This window comes from Pseudomonas sp. PA15(2017) (assembly GCF_001945395.1).
Classification (GTDB): domain Bacteria; phylum Pseudomonadota; class Gammaproteobacteria; order Pseudomonadales; family Pseudomonadaceae; genus Aquipseudomonas.
Window position 1 is genome coordinate 1 of the sequence record NZ_MSXV01000024.1, and the last position, 17,519, is coordinate 17,519.

The window sequence follows — 17,519 nt, forward strand, 5'->3', positions numbered from 1 at the left end:
TGCTTTGCCCGCGACCTTCGCCCTGGATATAACCCATAAACGACAATGCCCCTATCAACCGATAGAGGCATTGTCTTCAACTCACCCTCGGACTGCTAGGTTTTCACACAGTCTGCGAAGCCTCCCTTTTTCGTTACCGCGAACGGCTTAGAGCCTGTTCAAAGTCTTGTCTGCGCATGAAGCGGCAACTACAAGGCAGGAGCGGACATCGTTGCTTCACCTGTGGGAACGGGCGGGGGCGCCCAGTCCATGCCCGTGATTTTTCGCGGGCATGGCCCGCTCCCACAGATAATCACCAGTCCATCCTACGAGACCGATCGGCCGCTCCCGCCCCACTTAGCCGCCAAAGTCGCCGAACCTGGGCTTAAAGATTATGAACAGGTTCTTAGAACAGCACGCGGCTGCGAATGGTGCCATTGACCTGCTGCAGCTTCTCCAGCGCCAGGTCCGAGTAATCGGCATCGACGTCGATGACCACGTAGCCGACCTTGTCGTTGGTCTGCAGGTACTGGCCGGAGATGTTGATGCCGTTGTCGGCGAACACCTTGTTGATCTCGCTCATCACACCCGGCACGTTGGCGTGGATGTGCAGCAGACGGTGCTTGCCCGGGTGTGCCGGCAGGGCCACTTCCGGGAAGTTGACCGAGGACACCGAGGTGCCGTTGTCGCTGTACTTGACCAGCTTCTCGGCCACTTCGAGGCCGATGTTGGCCTGGGCTTCGGCGGTGGAACCGCCGATGTGCGGGGTCAGGATCACGCGATCCAGGCCGCGTAGCGGGCTTTCGAAGACGTCGTCGTTGGACTTCGGCTCGACCGGGAACACGTCGATGGCCGCGCCGATCAGGTGCTCGTCCTTGATTGCCTGAGCCAGATGGTCGAGTTCGACCACGGTGCCGCGGGCGGCGTTGATCAGGATGCCGCCCTTCTTCATGGCGCGGATTTCCGCTTCGCCGATCATCCATTGGGTGGACGGCAGCTCCGGTACGTGCAGGGAGACGATGTCGCACAGGCCGAGCAGGTCATGCAGCTTGCCGATCTGCTGAGCGTTGCCCAGTGGCAGCTTGGTCACGGTGTCGTAGAAGAACACCTGCATGCCGAGGGCTTCGGCGAGTACCGAGAGCTGGGTGCCGATCGAGCCATAACCGACGATACCCAGCTTCTTGCCGCGGATTTCGAAGGAGTTGGCTGCCGACTTGATCCAGCCGCCACGGTGGCAGGAGGCGTTCTTCTCGGGAATGCCGCGCAGCAGCAGGATGGCCTGGGCCAGCACCAGTTCGGCGACCGAACGGGTGTTGGAATACGGCGCGTTGAACACGGCGATACCGCGCTCGCGAGCGGCGTCCAGGTCGACCTGGTTGGTGCCGATGCAGAAGCAGCCGACGGCGACCAGCTTCCTGGCGCAGTCGAAGACCTCTTCGGTCAGTTGGGTGCGCGAACGGATGCCGATGAAGTGTGCGTCGGCGATCTTGGCCTTCAGCTCATCGCCGGAGAGCGCGGTCTTGAGGTACTCGATGTTGGTGTAGCCGGACGCCTTCAGGGTATCCACGGCGTTTTGGTGGACGCCTTCGAGAAGAAGGAACTTGATCTTGCTCTTGTCGAGAGAGGTCGTGCTCATCGGAGTACCTGTTGCCCCACTAATTTAAGTGTCAGGAGAAGGATCGGCATGCTCGCCAATCGGGCCGGCAAGTCGCTGTACAGCGCGATTTGCGGGGGGCATATGCTAGCATGGCTTCCCTTTTCCTTGCTCGGTTGCGACCTGAACGGTTCTCAGGGCGACCATGAGCGTTTCGAGAGTTGTTATGACCGATCTCATGCTGATTGACGAACTCAGAACGCTGGTCGAGCCCGGCAAGGTGCTCACCGACGCCGCGTCCCTGGAAACCTACGGCAAGGACTGGACCCGGCAGTACACGCCTGCGCCCAGCGCCATCGTGTTTCCCAAGACGATCGAACAGGTGCAGGCCATCGTGCGCTGGGCCAACGCCCACAAGGTCGCCCTGGTGCCGTCGGGCGGTCGCACCGGGTTGTCGGCGGCGGCGGTGGCGGCCCACGGCGAGGTGGTGGTGGCGTTCGACTACATGAACCAGATCCTCGAATTCGACGAATCCAACCGCACCGTGGTGTGCCAGCCGGGTGTGGTCACTGGCGTGCTGCAGCAGTTCGCCGAAGACAAGGGCCTGTACTACCCGGTGGATTTCGCCTCCAGCGGCTCCAGCCAGATCGGCGGCAACATCGGCACCAACGCCGGCGGCATCAAGGTGATTCGCTACGGCCTGACCCGTAACTGGGTGGCGGGGCTGAAAGTGGTCACCGGCACTGGCGAATTGCTCGAGTTGAACAAGGACCTGATCAAGAACGCCACCGGCTACGACCTGCGCCAGCTGTTCATCGGTGCCGAAGGCACCCTGGGCTTCGTGGTCGAGGCGACCATGCGCCTGGATCGCGCCCCGCGCAACCTCACCGCCATGGTGCTCGGCGCCGCGGATTTCGACTCGATCATGCCGGTGCTGCACGCTTTCCAGAGCAAGCTCGACCTCACGGCCTTCGAGTTCTTCTCCGACAAGGGGCTGGCGCGGATCATGGCCCGCGGTGACGTACCGTCGCCCTTCGAGACCCGCTGCCCGTTCTACGCTCTGCTGGAGTTCGAGGCCAGCAGCGAGGAAGTGGCCAGCGAGGCGCTGAGCACCTTCGAGCACTGCATCGAGCAGGGCTGGGTGCTGGACGGGGTGATGAGCCAGAGCCAGACGCAACTGAAGAACCTGTGGAAGCTGCGCGAGTACCTCTCCGAGACCATCTCGCATCACACGCCCTACAAGAACGACATTTCCGTCACCGTCTCGAAGGTGCCGGCCTTTCTGCGCGATATCGACGCCATCGTCACCGAGCACTATCCCGACTACGAAGTGGTCTGGTACGGCCATATCGGCGACGGCAACCTGCACCTGAACATCCTCAAGCCCGAGCATATGGACAGGGAGGCCTTTTTCGCCTCGTGCGCGCGGGTCAACAAATGGGTATTCGAGACCGTCCAGCGCTACAACGGCTCGATCTCCGCCGAGCACGGCGTGGGCCTGGTCAAACGCGATTACCTGGAATACAGCCGCTCACCGGCGGAAATTGCCTATATGAAGGCGATCAAGGCGGTGTTCGACCCCAACGGCATCATGAACCCGGGCAAGATCTTCGCCTGAACGTGCACAACAACAGGAGCGACCATGAGCTACCAGCACCAGTACATCGATGGCACCCGCATCCATTTCCCGCTGGGCAAGGTGGTATGCGTCGGCCGTAACTACGCCGAGCATGCCAAGGAACTCAACAATCCGCTGCCGACCGAGCCCATGCTGTTCATCAAGCCCGGCAGCTGCGTGGTGCCCCTGGAAGGCGGCTTCAGCATCCCGCAAGACCGCGGCTCCGTGCACTATGAAGTGGAAATCGCCGTGCTGATCGGCAAACCGCTGTCGCGTAAACCGAGCGAAGAAGAAGTACTCGACGCCATCTCCGGTTTCGCCCCGGCGCTGGACCTGACCCTGCGCGATGTACAGAACAAGCTCAAGGACAAGGGCCACCCGTGGGAGCCGGCCAAGTCCTTCGACGGCGCCTGCGTGCTGGCGCCCTTCGTGCCGGGCGACGCGATCAGCGAGCTGTCCGACATCGGCATCCGCCTGACCATCAACGGCGACGTGCGCCAGGACGGCACCAGCGGCGACATGATCTTCCCGATCGTGCCGGTGATCCAGGAAATGGCCGGGCACTTCAACCTGCAGCCTGGCGACGTGATTCTTACCGGCACGCCCGCTGGCGTCGGCCCGCTGAATACCGGCGACGAGCTGGTGCTGGATCTGGTTGGTCACTCCAGCTTCGCCAGCCGGGTGATCTGACAGGCGTAGCGCCCCATCCATGGGCTGCTGAAAGGCAGAAGCGGACATCGTTGCTTTACCTGTGGGAGCGGGCCATGCCCGCGAAAAAATCACGGGCATGGCCCGTTCCCACGATGGATCGGTGAACGTCCGCTTGCGCCACACGGCGGTCATCGGCCCTGAACCCGGCCTCCTGCCAATTAAGCTTCGCTTAAGCCCGCTTTAAGGCTCGCTTCAGCTAGGCGACTTAACCTGACCCCGTCATCTACAGATAGAGGGTCATCCCCATGAAAGCTCCCGTCATCGCACTGCTGCTCGCTCCGCTGTTCTCCACCGCCGCTCTGGCTGCCGGCTATACCGGCCCGGGCCAGGTCGCCCAGGTCACCACGGTCGAGCAGGCTCTGAAAGCCGGCGACGACACGCCGGTGGTGCTGCAGGGCCAGATCACCAAGCGCCTGCAGGACGAACTCTATGAGTTCAAGGACGCCACCGGCACCATCCACGTCGAGATCGACGACGAAGACTGGCCGCCGCAGGCCATCTCCGAGAAGGCCACCGTCAAACTGACCGGTGAAGTCGACAAGGACCTGACCAGCCGTGAAATCGACGTCGATATCGTCGAACTGGTGAAATAAGCCGCACGCTGTTAGCTTCCCATCACCGCATTGAATGGCCGCCTCTCGATGATTCGAGGGGCGGCGTCGTCATTTCTGTCGTTGCATATGTGAGTCGCCATGGGCCGTCTGTTTTCGATCAAGGGATTACTCCTGCTGTTGGTGCTTGTGCTGTTGGCCGCACTGGTCACCGTTGCCGTGCAGTTCCGCCTGTTCGAACGGGCGTGGTTCAATGTCAGCCAGCCGGTCGAGGCGCCCGCCCACTCGCTGTGGCTGAGCGACTACAGGGTGGTGATCGAGGCACAGCGAATCGAAGGGCTGGAGGATGACGTATCAGCGTTGACCTACGACCCTGATCGCAAGAGCCTGTATACCGTCACCAACCAGCACCCCAAGCTGATCGAGCTGTCGCTGGATGGCAGAGTGCTGAGGCAGATCGAGCTGATCGGCTTTGGCGATCCGGAAGCCGTCGAATATGTGGCACCCGGACGCTTCGTGATCGCTGACGAGCGAGCGCAGCGGCTGGTCAAGGTGAGGATCGATGAGAACACCACGTCCATCGATGCTGCCGAAGGGCAGCAGATGTCGCTGGGCCTGGAAATGGGCACCAAGAACAAGGGCTTCGAGGGCCTTGCCTATGACCTGAAAGGTCAGCGGCTGTTCGTGGCCAAGGAGCGCGACCCGATGCGCATCTACGAAGTGCAGGGCTTCCCCAACCTCGACCCGGCAACGCCCAGTCCCGTGCAGATTCGCGATGACCGCAAACGCGACGCCGGCATCTTCGTGCGTGATCTTTCCAGCCTGCACTACGACAGCCTGACCGGCCACCTGCTGGCGCTCTCGGACGAGTCGCGTCTGGTCGTGGAGTTGGATGAGGCGGGCAAGCCGATCAGTAGCCTGTCACTGCTGCAGGGGCAGCAGGGCCTGAAGAAATCGGTACCGCAAGCCGAAGGCATCACCATAGATGACCAGGGCGTGTTGTACATGACCAGCGAACCCAACCTGTTCTACACCTTCGAGAAAAAGTCCGGCTGATCGGCCGTTCGACCTTGCCCAGTCCTGCCTGCGGTATTGAGCGCCGCAATCACCTCGCCGCGGCGGCGCCGATGGGCAGTCGCAGGCTGGCCTGGTGAACACGCCAGCCGGGGCAGGCCGCGCGCCACCAGCAGTGCTGGTGGCGGGTGCGGCATGATCCAGCCAGCGGGCGAAGTTGTAGATCAGAACTGGTACTGCATGCCCAGGCTGTAGCCGGCCTGGTCACCGTTGTCGTGCTGCAGGCGCGCATTGGCTTCGGCGTAGACCGCAAAGGCCTCGCTGATGGTCAGTTGCGTGCCGAGGCGCGCACGGGCGAAGTGCTTGTCGTTTTGTCGCCCATTGGTCACCCGGCGCGTGGAACCATCGGCCAGGCTGGTCACCATGAAGTCCTCGTTCATGCCATCGCCCAGCTCTTCGATCCAGGTCAGGCTGGCATACGGCTGCAGACGCATGGCCCGATCCAGGGTGATGTGGCCGCGTACTTGCCAGCCGAGGCTCAACTCCAACGAATCAAAGCGCTCGTCGGCGAAGCGCAGGGCGGTGCGTTGTGTGGACCTTTCGCTGAAGCCATCGAGCTTGTAACGACGATAGTCGAGCCCCACCTGCGGTCCGGTACGCCAGTCGCCGAACAGCAGGTCATGGCCGCCAAGCAGGCGTGCGCCCCAGAAGGTTGCATCGGTATCGCCTGAAAGCCTCTGGTCGAGCAGCACCGGGCCGCCGGCGTTGCCCTGGATGAACACCGAACGAGTCATGTCGAAGCGGGTACGGCCCGCACTGAGGTTGGCGTTCAGCCACAGCGGCCCGGCGTTGCCCAGCAGCGCATGAAGGCCGGCCTGCCAGGTATCGCTCTGCACCTTGCCGCCGTGCTGCAGGTCGTCCTTGCCACGGATGAAGCTGAGGCCGGCACCAATGTTCAGTATCTCGCCGAGTTGGGCATCGCCAAACAGGTAGGCGGTGGCCTGGCGGGAGCGTTGCTGCAACGGGCCGTCGAAGCCGCCACTGGGCTGCCATTCACCTTCCACGCCAACTGCGCCGTCGACGCTGCCGACCTCGCGTGGCGTGGCACGCAGGGCTTGCCAGCGCCGTTCCAGCAGGCGCTGGTGGGTTTGCTGCTGGCGCAGCAGCGAATCTTCCAGTGTGCCCAGCATTGCACCGCCGGATTGCGCCGCATAGCGCAGGTCGGTGTTGGTCGCCTCCAGCACCAGGCGCGTCAGCAGGCGGGAATAGTCACGCAGGCGCTGGGCGATGCGTTCTGCGCCAAGGGCGTCGACCAGCACGGTCTGGTTGTCGAGAGCCGGGTCGTGCCAGGTGGCGCCGCCGGGAATGGCTGGGTTGGTGGTCTGCTGATAGCCGTCGAGGTCGCCGATGTCCCAATTGGTGGCCTCGACGAAGAGGACCGGAATGTTCAGGCCCTCGAAGCTTTCCGCGTCGCTGCAGCAGCCGGTGCCGGCAGGATAGCCGGGATTCAGACCGGGATTGGTGGATAAATCGATGCCCAGTTCCTTGGCGATGCGCAGGCTATGCTCGCGCAGCGCCGTCAGCTCCTGCGCGGCGACGCTGTCCGAGCCGGCGTGGGCATACATCCTGTCACCGGTGATCAGGCTGTCGATGTTGATCATGCCGGTCAGGCGGGCGCGTGCCTCGGTATCCAGAGCGGCGACGTAGGCGCGCGAGCCGCGCAGACCCTCTTCCTCGGCACCGAAGCCGATGAAGGTCACGCCATCCTCGAATGACAGACCGGCCAGGTTGCGGGCGATCTCCGTCAGCACCCCCGCACCGGAGGCATTGTCGTCCAGCCCTTGCAGGGCTGGGCGGCCGAAGAAGGTGTCGAAATGGGCGCCGACCACCAGGTTGTTGCCGCTGATGCCGCCAGCTTCGACGATCAGGTTCTGCGAGCTGCGGTTGCCGGCCCAGGTGAAGTCCTGGCGATAACTGTCATAGCCGGTCGCCGCCATGCGCTGTTGCATCCAGTCGCTCGCGCCCGCAAAACTGCTGGTGCCGCGATAGCGGCCCGGGTAGTCGTTGATCAACCGGTCGACGGTTGCGCCCGCGTACTCGCCGTATTGATACGCCGTGGCCAGGCTGGGCAATAGCGTACCCGCCAAGCCCATGCCCAAGATGAGAGATCTGATCACATCATGCTCCTTATGCTGTCGTTGTCTGGCGTCCATTGCAGAGCAGTATGCGGGCCGGAAACCGTAACGGGCAGGAAAAAGGCGCAGGAAAAGGATACAAGTGTCGCCCGCGTGTAAAAAGCAGCTATCCGTTACGCTGGGCAGTGACGGGTACGGGCCGCTGAGTGGCGAATGCGCACCTGTTTGGTGCGTTTTGGCAGGGAGGCGGGCGCTGGGCGCCCGCCGGCAAGGTTCAACGCTTGAGCTGTTTGACACCTTCGCCGGTGCCGAGCAGCAGCAGGTCGGCGGGGCGGGCGGCGAACAGGCCGTTGGTGACCACGCCGACGATGGCGTTGATGTCCGCTTCCAGCTTCACCGGGTCGGTGATGTTCATGTTGTGCACATCGAGGATCACGTTGCCGTTGTCGGTCACCACGCCTTCGCGGTACACCGGGTCGCCGCCCAGCTTGACCAGCTCGCGGGCCACATGGCTACGGGCCATGGGGATCACTTCCACCGGCAGCGGGAATGCGCCGAGTACCGGCACCAGCTTGCTGCCGTCGGCGATGCAGATGAAGGTGCGCGCCACCGCGGCGACGATCTTCTCGCGGGTCAGGGCCGCGCCGCCGCCCTTGATCAGGTTCAGGCGCTCGTCGCTTTCGTCGGCGCCGTCGACGTAAAACTCCAGGTCGCTGACGGTGTTCAGTTCATACACCACAATGCCATGGCCCTTGAGGCGCGCGGCAGTGGCTTCGGAGCTGGCCACCGCGCCGTCGAACTCCAGCTTGTGCTCTGCCAGGGCGTCGATGAAGCAGTTGGCCGTGGAGCCAGTGCCGACCCCGATGACGCTCTTGGCATTGAGCTTGGGAAGGATGAAGTCGACGGCGGCCTGGGCCACGGCTTGTTTGAGCTGATCCTGGGTCATGCGGGTTCCACGAGAAGGAAGGAAACGAAGCCGCGATTATAGCCGGCAAAACCCCGGAATTCGTATGGTCGCCCGGCGGATGTAGGGGCTGCTGTCGTTTCAGCGCGACCGCGCCGGAGCCCATTTTGTTGCGAGGCAAGGCGCGAGCCGCAAAGTTTGGCCTCCCAAATGAGCCGGCGGGCAATGCAGCATCGTAGGCAAATGAGCCCGGCCCTTGGGTCGTGCAATTCACCGTGCGCTTCTGCAGTGCTTGGAAATTGCCGCCGTTGCGGCCCTCTGCAACCTGGTGAAATTTTCCGCCGCAACGCGGCTTGTGCTGAAACGACGGCAGCCCCTGGTGTTAGACTCGTCCGTTCCCCTCGAAGCCGCCTGCGATGCCTGCCATGCTCGAACAGTACGTCAAGAAGACCCTGACCTCCCGTGTCTATGACGTTGCCGTGGAAACCCCGCTGCAACCCGCTCGTCAGCTTTCCGAACGCCTGGGCAATCAGATTCTGCTCAAGCGCGAGGATCTGCAGCCGGTGTACTCGTTCAAGATTCGTGGCGCCTACAACAAGCTGGCGCAGCTCTCGCCCGAGGAGCTGGCCCGTGGCGTGGTGACCGCTTCGGCCGGCAACCATGCCCAGGGCCTGGCCCTGGCCGCCAAGCATATGGGCGTGAAGGCGACCATCGTCATGCCGCGTACCACCCCCGAACTCAAGGTGCAGGGCGTGCGTTCGCGCGGCGGCAAGGTGGTGCTGCACGGCGACGCCTTTCCCGAGGCCCTGGCCCATTCGCTGAAGCTGGTCGAGGAAAAGGGCTACACCTACATCCACCCTTACGACGACCCGCTGGTGATCGCCGGCCAGGGTACCGTGGCGATGGAGATCCTCCGTCAGCACCAGGGGCCGCTGCATGCGGTGTTCGTACCGGTGGGCGGCGGCGGCCTGATCGCCGGTATCGCCGCCTACGTCAAATACCTGTACCCGAACACCAAGGTCATCGGCGTGGAACCGGACGACTCCAACTGCCTGCAGCAGGCCCTGGCCGCTGGCGAGCGCGTGGTGTTGCCCCAGGTCGGGCTGTTCGCCGACGGCGTGGCGGTGGCGCAGATCGGCCAGCACACCTTCGATATCTGCAAGCAATGCGTGGACGAGGTGATCACCGTCAGCACCGACGAGATCTGCGCAGCGATCAAGGATATCTACGACGATACCCGTTCGATCACCGAACCCGCCGGTGCGTTGGCCGTGGCCGGGATCAAGCGTTACGTCGAGCGTGAAGGCATCGCCGGCCAGACGCTGGTAGGCATCGACTCGGGTGCCAACGTCAACTTCGACCGCCTGCGCCATGTGGCCGAGCGCGCCGAGCTGGGCGAAAAGCGCGAGGCGATCATCGCCGTGACCATCCCGGAGCGCCCGGGCAGCTTCAAGGCGTTCTGCGAGGCCATCGGCAAGCGGCAGATCACCGAATTCAACTACCGCTATCACCAGGACGGTGAGGCGCACATCTTCGTTGGCGTGCAGACCCACCCGGAGAACGACCCGCGTGCAGCGCTGGTGGAGAACCTGCGTGGCCAGGGCTTCCCGGTGCTGGACCTGACCGACAACGAACTGGCCAAGCTGCATATCCGCCACACCGTGGGCGGGCATGCGGCGGCGGTGCCGGACGAATGCGTGTTGCGCTTCGAATTCCCCGAGCGGCCGGGCGCGCTGTTCAACTTCCTCAACAAGCTGGGCGGGCGCTGGAACATCACCCTGTTCCACTACCGCAACCATGGCGCCGCCGACGGCCGGGTACTGGCCGCCCTGCAGGTCCCGGAAGACGAGCGCCATCTGCTGGCGCCGGCGCTGGACGCCATCGGCTATCCGTACTGGGACGAAAGCGACAACCCGGCCTACAAGCTGTTTCTTGGCTAGCCATTTGATCAGCGTCTTTCATAGGCGCCGATCAACATAGGCCTTTTGATAGCTCTGATAGGTTCCCGGGTATCGCTCTGCTCCACCCAGGCTACCGTCCTTGCGCGTGTAGCCTGGCGTTGAGCGCAGCGATACCCAGGGCCTGTACTATAAAAAACCAAAGGAAATACCGTGATGGAGCATTATCTGCTGATCAGAGTCCTCCATGCGCTGCCCGGCATTCTGCTGCTGGCCGGCGTGCTGGCCCATGCTTTCATGCTCTGGAAAGCCTGGCGCGGCGGTGACCGCGAGGTGCTGCAACGCAAGCTGCGGCGCACCCGCACCATCAGCCTGCCGGTATTCGCCGTGCTGGCGCTGAGCCTGCCGGTGACCGGCTGGTGGATGGTCAACCTGGCCGGCTGGCCGCTGAGCCAACTGTGGCTGCTGCTGGGCAGCCTTCTGTTCGGCGTGCTGATGATCGTCGGCCTGCTGCTGCTCGGCCGCCTCGGCGCCTGGCAGGCTCAAGCCGACGGCACGGTGCCCGCCAAGTCACTGCGCCTGGTGACGGTCTACACCGCGCTGATCGTGGTGTTGCTGGTGGTGATCATGGCGGTGATGGGCGCCAAGCCTCTCTAAGAACCTGTTCATAATCTTTAAGCCCAGGTTCGGCGACTTTGGCGGCTAAGTGGGGCGGGAGCGGCCGATCGGTCTCGTAGGATGGACTGGTGATTATCTGTGGGAGCGGGCCATGCCCGCGAAAAATCGGGCATGGACTGGGCGCCCCCGCCCGTTCCCACAGGTGAAGCAACGATGTCCGCTTCTGCCTTGTAGTTGCCGCTTCATGCGTTGAACAGGCTTTAACGTCAGCGTCTTCCCTGGCGCTGCGCCACCAGCGGTTGCAGCAGCGCTTCGAGTTGCGGCTCGCTCAAGCGCGCCCGCAGTGCCTTGTACAGTGCGCGGGTTTCCAGCAGGTTCCAGACTCGCAGCATGGTTTCCAGGGCGTCCAGCGGCTTGCTGATGAAGTCCCGCGCGCCGAGCGCCAGGGCGCGCAGGCGCGTGGCACGCGTAACGTCGGCGGTCAGCACCAGCAGCGGCACGTAGTCGTTCTGCGGGATGCGCCGGTTGAGCTGCTCCATCAGCGCGAAACCGTCGAAGTCCGGCATGTGCAGGTCGAGAATCACCAGGTCCGGCTCGAAGCTGTTGTACAGCTCCAGCGCCCGGGTCGGCTGGGTGCTGCTGAGCACGTTGTGCAGGCCTTCGCGGGCCAGCAGCTGTTCCATCAGGTCCAGGTTGGGGCGCTGATCGTCGATGATCAGGATGCGGTAATCGTCGCTCATGCGGGCTCCGGCAGGTGCTGGTCGAGAAAGGCCAGAAAGGTCGGCACGTGAATGGGCTTGGTGAGGATCGCCGTGGCGCCGGCCTGCTGCATGGCGCGCCGGGCCGCGGTGCTGGCATCGGCGGTGATCATCAGCACGGCGATGGCGGCGGTCAACGGGTCGGCGCGCAGGCGTTTGAGCACGTCGATGCCGGTCATGTCCGGCAGATTGATGTCCAGCAGGATCACCCGCGGCAGGTGCTGGCGTGCCAGGTCGAGGCCGAGCTGCCCCTGCATGCTCGACAGCAACTGCACGCCCGGGCGGCGTTGCAGCAAGGTTTCGATCAGCGCCTGGCTGGACAGGTTGTCCTCGATGCACAGCACGCGGGTCAGTTTGCCGCTCTGCGGCGTGTTGGCCAGCACGGGCGGCGCGTTTGGCCGCCAGGGATCGTCATGAGTCGCTATCGGCTCGACCGGTGCCGCCGGCAGGCTCAGCACGAAGCGGCTGCCGGTGCCCACCTCGCTGATCACGTCGAGCGTGCCATCCATGGCTTGCAGCAGGTTGCGGCTCAGCGCCAGACCCAGACCGGTGCCTTCGCTGTGCTGATCCGCGCCCAGGCGCTCGAAGGGCCGGAACAGCCGCTGCAGGTCGGCCGGGGCGATGCCTGCGCCGCTGTCGTTGACCGCCAGGGCCAGGCGCTCGCCGCGCCATTCGATGTCCAGATGCACCTCGCCACCTGGGCGGTTGTACTTCACCGCGTTGGAGAGCAGGTTGAGCAGCACCTGGATCAAGCGCTGCCGGTCGGCCATCACGCCGGCCGGTGAGGGGCTCGGCGGCAGTGGGCGCAGGTGGATGCCGGCCTCGTCGGCCAATGGCGAGATCAGCGTCATGGCTTCGTGCACCACGCCCTGCAGGTCGATGGCTTCCGGGCTCATCGGCAGGCGGCCGGCCTCGATACGGGCGATGTCGAGCACTTCGTTGATCAGTGTGAGCAGATGCTGGCCGGCGCGCAGGATGTGAGTGACCTGGGGCCTGGGCGACTCCAGGTCGAGCAGTTGGGCGAAGCCGAGAATCGAGTTGAGTGGCGTACGCAGCTCGTGGCTCATGCGCGACAGGAACTCGCTCTTGGCCTGGCTGGCATTCTCGGCCTCCTCGCGGGCGGCGCGCAGGGCGATGTCGGCGGCGCGGCGGTCGGTGATGTCGCGGGTAACCTTGGAGAAGCCGCGCAGCGTGCCGCTGGCGTCGTGCTGGGCGGTGATCACCACACTGGCCCAGAAACGCGAGCCGTCGTGGCGCAGACGCCAGGCCTCTTCCTCGTAGCGACCCTTCTCGGCGGCGACCCGCAGGGCGTACAGCGGGTGATGCGGACGCTGCTCGGGCGGATAGAACAGCGAGAAGTGCTGGCCGATGATCTCCGCTTCGCTGTAGCCCTTGATCCGCTCGGCGCCGGCGTTCCAGGTGGTGACGTGGCCTTGCGGGTCGAGGGCGAAGATGCCGTAGTCGCGCACGCCCTCGATGATCAGCCGCAGGCGCTCCTCGTTGTCGCGCAGGGCGCGCTCGCGCTTGGCCAGCAACTGGCTGGCTTCCTCGAGGCTGGCCCCCAGACGGCCGATTTCGTCGCGCTCGTGGTGTCTCGATTTGAGCGGATTACCGAGGGCCAGGTGGCGGGCGCTGCGTTGCACCCGCTGGACGCGGCTGACGATACCGCTGGAGAGCAGCAGCACGGCGACGATTGCGCCGAACAGCCCGCAGCCTGCCGCCAACAGGGTGGCCAGCAGCAGGCGCTGGCGATTGTCGGCGGCGTTGGCGGTGCGGTCGGCGAGCAGCGCGTCTTCACGTACGCGCATGGCGTCGATCTGGCCGCCGAGCGTGTCGAGCATGCGCTTGCTTTCGCTCAGCACGTCGGCGATCCGTTGCTGATCCTGGCGCAGGTCGACGTTGCGCAGTACGTCCAGGCCATGCAGCTGATTGCTGATCAGCGGTTTGATGCGATCCAGGCGCTGGCGTACCTCGGCATCGCGGATGTTGGCATCCAGGCGCGCCAGCGCCGCTTCGATGCGCGGCTCGGTCTGCTGGTAGGCCGGCAGGAAGTCGTCGCTGCGCGTCAGCAGGTAACCGCGTACGCTGGCCGCGCCTTCGGCCAGCAGGGTCTGCACGGCCTGGATGTCGCCCTGCACCTGCAGCACGCGGCGTACGTCCTCCTCGGCGCGGGCGGTCTGCCGCTCGGTGAAATAGATCAGTACCAGCGACATCAGCAGGATCACCAGCGGCAGCGAGATACCGACCAGCGCCTTGCCGCGCAGTGGCAGATCCGCCCAGGCGTTGTCGAGGCGCCGCATCATGGGGCGGCGCCCGGCCAGTCGGCGGCCGGTTGCGCGACCAGGCCCAGGGCGATGCCGCGCACCGCCGCCTGGGTGCGGTCGGCCACGCCCAGCTTGGCGACGTGAGTTTTCACCGTGCCGGCAGTGATGCCGAGCTTCTCGCCGATCTCGCGGTTGCTGAAACCGCCCGCCACCAGGCCCAGTACCTGGCGTTCGCGGTTGGTGAGCGCATCGGTAGGCGGCGCGCCGGTGGAGCTACGATCGGCGATGCGCCGCAGCAGGCGGGCGCTGACTGCGCTGTTCAACGCTTCCTCGCCGGCGGCCACGCGGCGCAGGGCGGCGATCACCTCGTCGCGGGTGGCGTCCTTGAGCAGATAGCCCACGGCGCCCGCGCCGATGGCTGCCTCCAGGTGCTCGGGGCTGTCGTACATGGTGAACATCATCACTTTCAGGTGCGGCAGGCGCTGCTGCAGCAGGCGTGCGGCGCCCAGGCCGTTGAGGCCGGGCATGCGGATGTCGAGGATGGCGATGTCCGGCTGCAGGCTTTCGCACAGTTGCAGCGCGCTGTCGCCGTCGGCGGCCTGGCCGACCACCTCGAACTCGTCACAACCGCCGAGCATGGCCACGAAGCCGGCGCGGGTCACTTCGTGGTCATCGGCCAGTACCAGGCGCAGGGGCTTGGTCATGGCGCACGCTCCTCGGTGTCGGGCACTCGAGCCAGCAGGCGGGTGCCCCGGCCTGGCTTGCTCTGGCAATCCAGGTGGCCGCCCAGCAGGCTGGCACGTTCGTGCATGGCGGCCAGGCCCAGACCGCTGTTGCCGGCGATCGGCCGCTCACCGGAGGCGTCAAAACCACGACCGTCGTCTTCGATATGCAGCTGCGCGCCCGCTTCGCTGTGGCTCAGGGCCACGCGCACGCTGCACGGACCGGCGTGCTTGAGGATGTTGTTGATACCTTCCTGGGCGATACGGAACAGGGTGATTTCCACATTGGCCGCCAGCCGTGCATCGCTGCGTTGCAGCCACTGCACCCGGTAGCCGGCGTCACGCAGGCGGTCGGCTTCCTTGTCGAGGGCGTGGAGCAGGCCGAAGTCATCGAGCAATTGCGGACGCAGCCCGTTGATGGCCTGGCGCCCCTCACGGACGCAGCGCTGGGCCAGGTCGAGAATGGTGCCCAGTTCGCGCTGCTGGGCATCGGGCAGTGCGCTGCACTGGCTGGCGAAACCCTGCAGGCGCTGGTGCAGGCCGGCCAAGGTTTGGGCGAGGCCGTCGTGCAGGTCGTAGGCCACGCGCCGGCGCTCGTCTTCCTGGGCGTTGAGCAGGCGCCGCACCAGCTCCGACATGGTGCGCTCGCGGGCGAGCAGATCGCCATGCAGGCGCTGGGTTTCCAGGTGAGCGGCGAACAACGTGGCCAGCAGTTGCAGAGATTCGAGATCCTCGTCGTCGGGCGGGTTGATCTTCACCGAGCTGGCCAGCAAGACGCTGCCGAAGGTCTGGCCCTGGGCCGTGGCCAGCGGCAGCCGTATGACCAGTTGCAGGCCGCCCTTGTCGATGAACAGGCACTGGGCCTGCGGCGTGGCGCTGTCGCTGAGGGCCAGCAGCGCCACCTGTTGCTCGCTGGAGAGGGCGCCATGGCTGGCCAGCAGTAGCGGCTCGCCGCCCAGGTCGCTGGTCACCACGCCGCTGTCCAGAGCACAGAACGCGCAGGCGCGCTGCAGCACCCGTTTACTCATTTGTGCAGGAGACAGCGCGCCCAGTTCGCGGCCGGTATCGACCAGCAGGCTAAGGCGCGCGGCCCGGCTTTCCCATTGGCGGTACTGGCTGCGCAAGGCCAGGGCACTGCTGTCGTCATTGTGCATGGGGCTCTCCAGCGCGAGCGGCGCGGGTCAGGTGGCGATCATCCCATTAAATCGACTCTACCCGCTGTTCGCCCATCTGCCGATCGGCATAGGCCGATGCCGCCAACCAGCCGATGGCGGACGAATGGGTGCCAGGCACAGTGGCGTCGTCAACCCAAAACAGGAAACGATCATGAAAGTGCATGCCATCGCCACCGCCCTGCTGTTCTGCGCCAGTACCCCACTGCTGGCTGCACCCGAGCAACAACCGTATCGCTACGACAGCGTGGCGACGGCACCGGCCGAAGCCGCCGATCGCGAGGTGGCCGGGCTGTTCGATCAGTGGAACCAGGCCCTGCAGAGCGGTGATGTGGCCAAGGTGGTGAGCTTGTATAGCGCCAATGCGGTGCTGCAGCCGACCGTCTCCAACCGCGTGCGCGCCAACTCGGCAGAAATTCGCGATTACTTCGAGCACTTCCTGGCGCTCAAGCCGGTTGGCGAGATCAATTACCGGGAAATCCGCCGTCTGGGCCCGACTACCGCCCTGGACAGCGGCGTGTATACCTTCCACCTGACCGACGCCGCCGGCAACAAGTCCGACGTGCAGGCGCGCTACACCTTCGTCTACACGCTCGTCGACGGGCAGTGGAAGATCCTCAATCACCATTCTTCGGCCATGCCCGAAGTGGTGCCGACCTCGGTGGCCAGCAAGGCCAAGCACCTGTAAGCCCAGCGTACAGACGCAAAGAAGCCGGCGCCTTTCAGGCCGTGTGAAAACTACTGCGCTCGGTCATGCGGCGTTAAAAACCGGCTCAAAATGCTCATTTACAGCTCGTAAACTGCGCTTTTTCGCCGGTTTTTGCCTTGCCTGACCTTCGCTCGCTACGTTTTCACACGGCCTGCTGTGCGCCGGCTTGTCTTTTTGCGCGGTAAAACCTCAGCGCAACGACATGATCGGCCAGTTGCGATGCTCTGCCTCGGCCATCAGCTTGGGATCCGGGTCAACGGCAACCGGATAGCTGACCTGCTCGAGCAGCGGCAGGTCGTTCATCGAGTCGCTGTAGAACGTCGAGCGGTCGAGGTTGAAGCCGCCTTCCTGCATCCAGCGATTGAGGCGGGTGACCTTGCCTTCCTTGAAGCACGGCACATCGGTGGTGCGCCCGGTGTAGCGACCGTCGACCATCTCGCATTCGGTGGCCAGCAGGGTGTCGACGCCCAGGCGTGCAGCGATTGGGGCGGTGACGAAGCGGTTGGTGGCGGTGATGATCACCAGCTTGTCGCCGGCCGCGCGGTGCCTGTCGAGCAGCTCCAGGGCCTTGGGCAGGATGATCGGCTCGATGCATTCGGCCATGAACTCACGGTGCCAGGCGTCGAGCTGGGCCATCTCGGTGCGGCCGAAGATAGCCAGGGTGAAGTTCAGGTAGTCGGTGATATTCAGGCGCCCGGCCAGGTAGTCCTGATAGAAGGCATCGTTGCGCGCCTTGTAGGTGGCGCCGTCGAGGATGCCGCGTTCGCACAGCCAGTCACCCCAGGCATGGTCGCTGTCGCCGCCAAGCAGGGTGTTGTCGAGATCGAATAAAGCCAAACGCACAGAATCACCTCTTCATACAGGGCCATGGA

Annotated in this window: 15 protein-coding genes; 7 read left to right on the forward strand and 8 right to left on the reverse strand. The window is 64.6% G+C overall.

Annotated features, from left to right (window positions below; all coding sequences use genetic code 11):
* Positions 1 to 385 precede the first annotated feature (385 nt).
* Positions 386 to 1,615, reverse strand: a complete 1,230-nt coding sequence (gene serA, locus BVH03_RS08770; RefSeq protein ID WP_075960807.1) for a phosphoglycerate dehydrogenase — start codon at positions 1,613 to 1,615, stop codon at positions 386 to 388.
* A 184-nt stretch (positions 1,616 to 1,799) separates the two neighbouring features.
* Here serA and BVH03_RS08775 point away from each other — a divergent pair, with 184 nt between their 5' ends.
* The 4 genes from BVH03_RS08775 to BVH03_RS08790 all read left to right on the forward strand — a co-directional run bounded on the left by BVH03_RS08775 (position 1,800) and on the right by BVH03_RS08790 (position 5,509).
* The gene (locus BVH03_RS08775; protein WP_075960808.1) at positions 1,800 to 3,191 is read left to right on the forward strand and encodes an FAD-binding oxidoreductase; all 1,392 of its coding nucleotides are present in this window, start codon (positions 1,800 to 1,802) and stop codon (positions 3,189 to 3,191) included.
* A 24-nt stretch (positions 3,192 to 3,215) separates the two neighbouring features.
* Entirely contained in the window at positions 3,216 to 3,881 is a 666-nt protein-coding gene (locus BVH03_RS08780; RefSeq protein ID WP_075960809.1) for a fumarylacetoacetate hydrolase family protein, read from the forward strand.
* A 266-nt stretch (positions 3,882 to 4,147) separates the two neighbouring features.
* A complete protein-coding gene (locus tag BVH03_RS08785; RefSeq protein ID WP_013793364.1) occupies positions 4,148 to 4,495 on the forward strand; it encodes a NirD/YgiW/YdeI family stress tolerance protein in 348 nt (115 codons plus the stop codon).
* Positions 4,496 to 4,594: 99 nt separating this feature from the next.
* Positions 4,595 to 5,509, forward strand: a complete 915-nt coding sequence (locus BVH03_RS08790) for an SdiA-regulated domain-containing protein (protein WP_075960810.1) — start codon at positions 4,595 to 4,597, stop codon at positions 5,507 to 5,509.
* A 182-nt stretch (positions 5,510 to 5,691) separates the two neighbouring features.
* Here the strand turns inward: BVH03_RS08790 and BVH03_RS08795 are convergent, their stop codons facing one another.
* Both BVH03_RS08795 and rpiA read right to left on the reverse strand, forming a co-directional pair.
* Positions 5,692 to 7,644 carry an autotransporter domain-containing protein gene (locus BVH03_RS08795; protein WP_075960811.1) on the reverse strand — a complete coding sequence of 651 codons (1,953 nt, stop codon included), beginning with the start codon at positions 7,642 to 7,644 and terminating at the stop codon, positions 5,692 to 5,694.
* A gap of 232 nt (positions 7,645 to 7,876) precedes the next feature.
* Positions 7,877 to 8,548, reverse strand: a complete 672-nt coding sequence (rpiA, locus tag BVH03_RS08800; RefSeq protein ID WP_075960812.1) for a ribose-5-phosphate isomerase RpiA — start codon at positions 8,546 to 8,548, stop codon at positions 7,877 to 7,879.
* Positions 8,549 to 8,931: 383 nt separating this feature from the next.
* On the opposite strand from rpiA, the gene ilvA reads away from it, so the two are divergent.
* On the forward strand, positions 8,932 to 10,446 hold the full coding sequence (ilvA, locus tag BVH03_RS08805) for a threonine ammonia-lyase, biosynthetic (RefSeq protein ID WP_075960846.1): 1,515 nt from the start codon (positions 8,932 to 8,934) through the stop codon (positions 10,444 to 10,446).
* Positions 10,447 to 10,620: 174 nt separating this feature from the next.
* Positions 10,621 to 11,061: a DUF2269 family protein gene (locus tag BVH03_RS08810; protein WP_075960813.1), complete on the forward strand. Its 441-nt coding sequence runs from the start codon at positions 10,621 to 10,623 to the stop codon at positions 11,059 to 11,061.
* A gap of 227 nt (positions 11,062 to 11,288) precedes the next feature.
* Here BVH03_RS08810 and BVH03_RS08815 read toward each other — a convergent pair whose 3' ends face one another.
* Genes BVH03_RS08815 through BVH03_RS08830 form a run of 4 tightly spaced genes read right to left on the reverse strand, consistent with a single transcriptional unit; the run spans position 11,289 to position 15,932 of the window.
* Positions 11,289 to 11,762, reverse strand: coding sequence for a response regulator (locus BVH03_RS08815; RefSeq protein ID WP_013793359.1), 474 nt, complete (start codon positions 11,760 to 11,762; stop codon positions 11,289 to 11,291).
* Entirely contained in the window at positions 11,759 to 14,083 is a 2,325-nt protein-coding gene (locus BVH03_RS08820; RefSeq protein WP_075960814.1) for an ATP-binding protein, read from the reverse strand. Before BVH03_RS08820 ends, BVH03_RS08815 begins: the two co-directional genes overlap by 4 nt.
* On the reverse strand, positions 14,080 to 14,748 hold the full coding sequence (locus BVH03_RS08825) for a response regulator transcription factor (protein ID WP_075960815.1): 669 nt from the start codon (positions 14,746 to 14,748) through the stop codon (positions 14,080 to 14,082). The genes BVH03_RS08820 and BVH03_RS08825 overlap by 4 nt, the downstream gene beginning before the upstream one ends.
* Complete coding sequence (locus tag BVH03_RS08830; RefSeq protein WP_075960816.1) at positions 14,745 to 15,932, reverse strand: sensor histidine kinase; 1,188 nt, start codon at positions 15,930 to 15,932, stop codon at positions 14,745 to 14,747. The genes BVH03_RS08825 and BVH03_RS08830 overlap by 4 nt, the downstream gene beginning before the upstream one ends.
* Positions 15,933 to 16,092: 160 nt before the next feature.
* Here BVH03_RS08830 and BVH03_RS08835 point away from each other — a divergent pair, with 160 nt between their 5' ends.
* On the forward strand, positions 16,093 to 16,626 hold the full coding sequence (locus tag BVH03_RS08835) for an SgcJ/EcaC family oxidoreductase (RefSeq protein WP_075960817.1): 534 nt from the start codon (positions 16,093 to 16,095) through the stop codon (positions 16,624 to 16,626).
* A 210-nt stretch (positions 16,627 to 16,836) separates the two neighbouring features.
* On the opposite strand, the gene BVH03_RS08840 is transcribed toward BVH03_RS08835, so the two are convergent.
* On the reverse strand, positions 16,837 to 17,490 hold the full coding sequence (locus BVH03_RS08840) for an HAD family phosphatase (RefSeq protein WP_075960818.1): 654 nt from the start codon (positions 17,488 to 17,490) through the stop codon (positions 16,837 to 16,839).
* Positions 17,491 to 17,519: the final 29 nt, after the last annotated feature.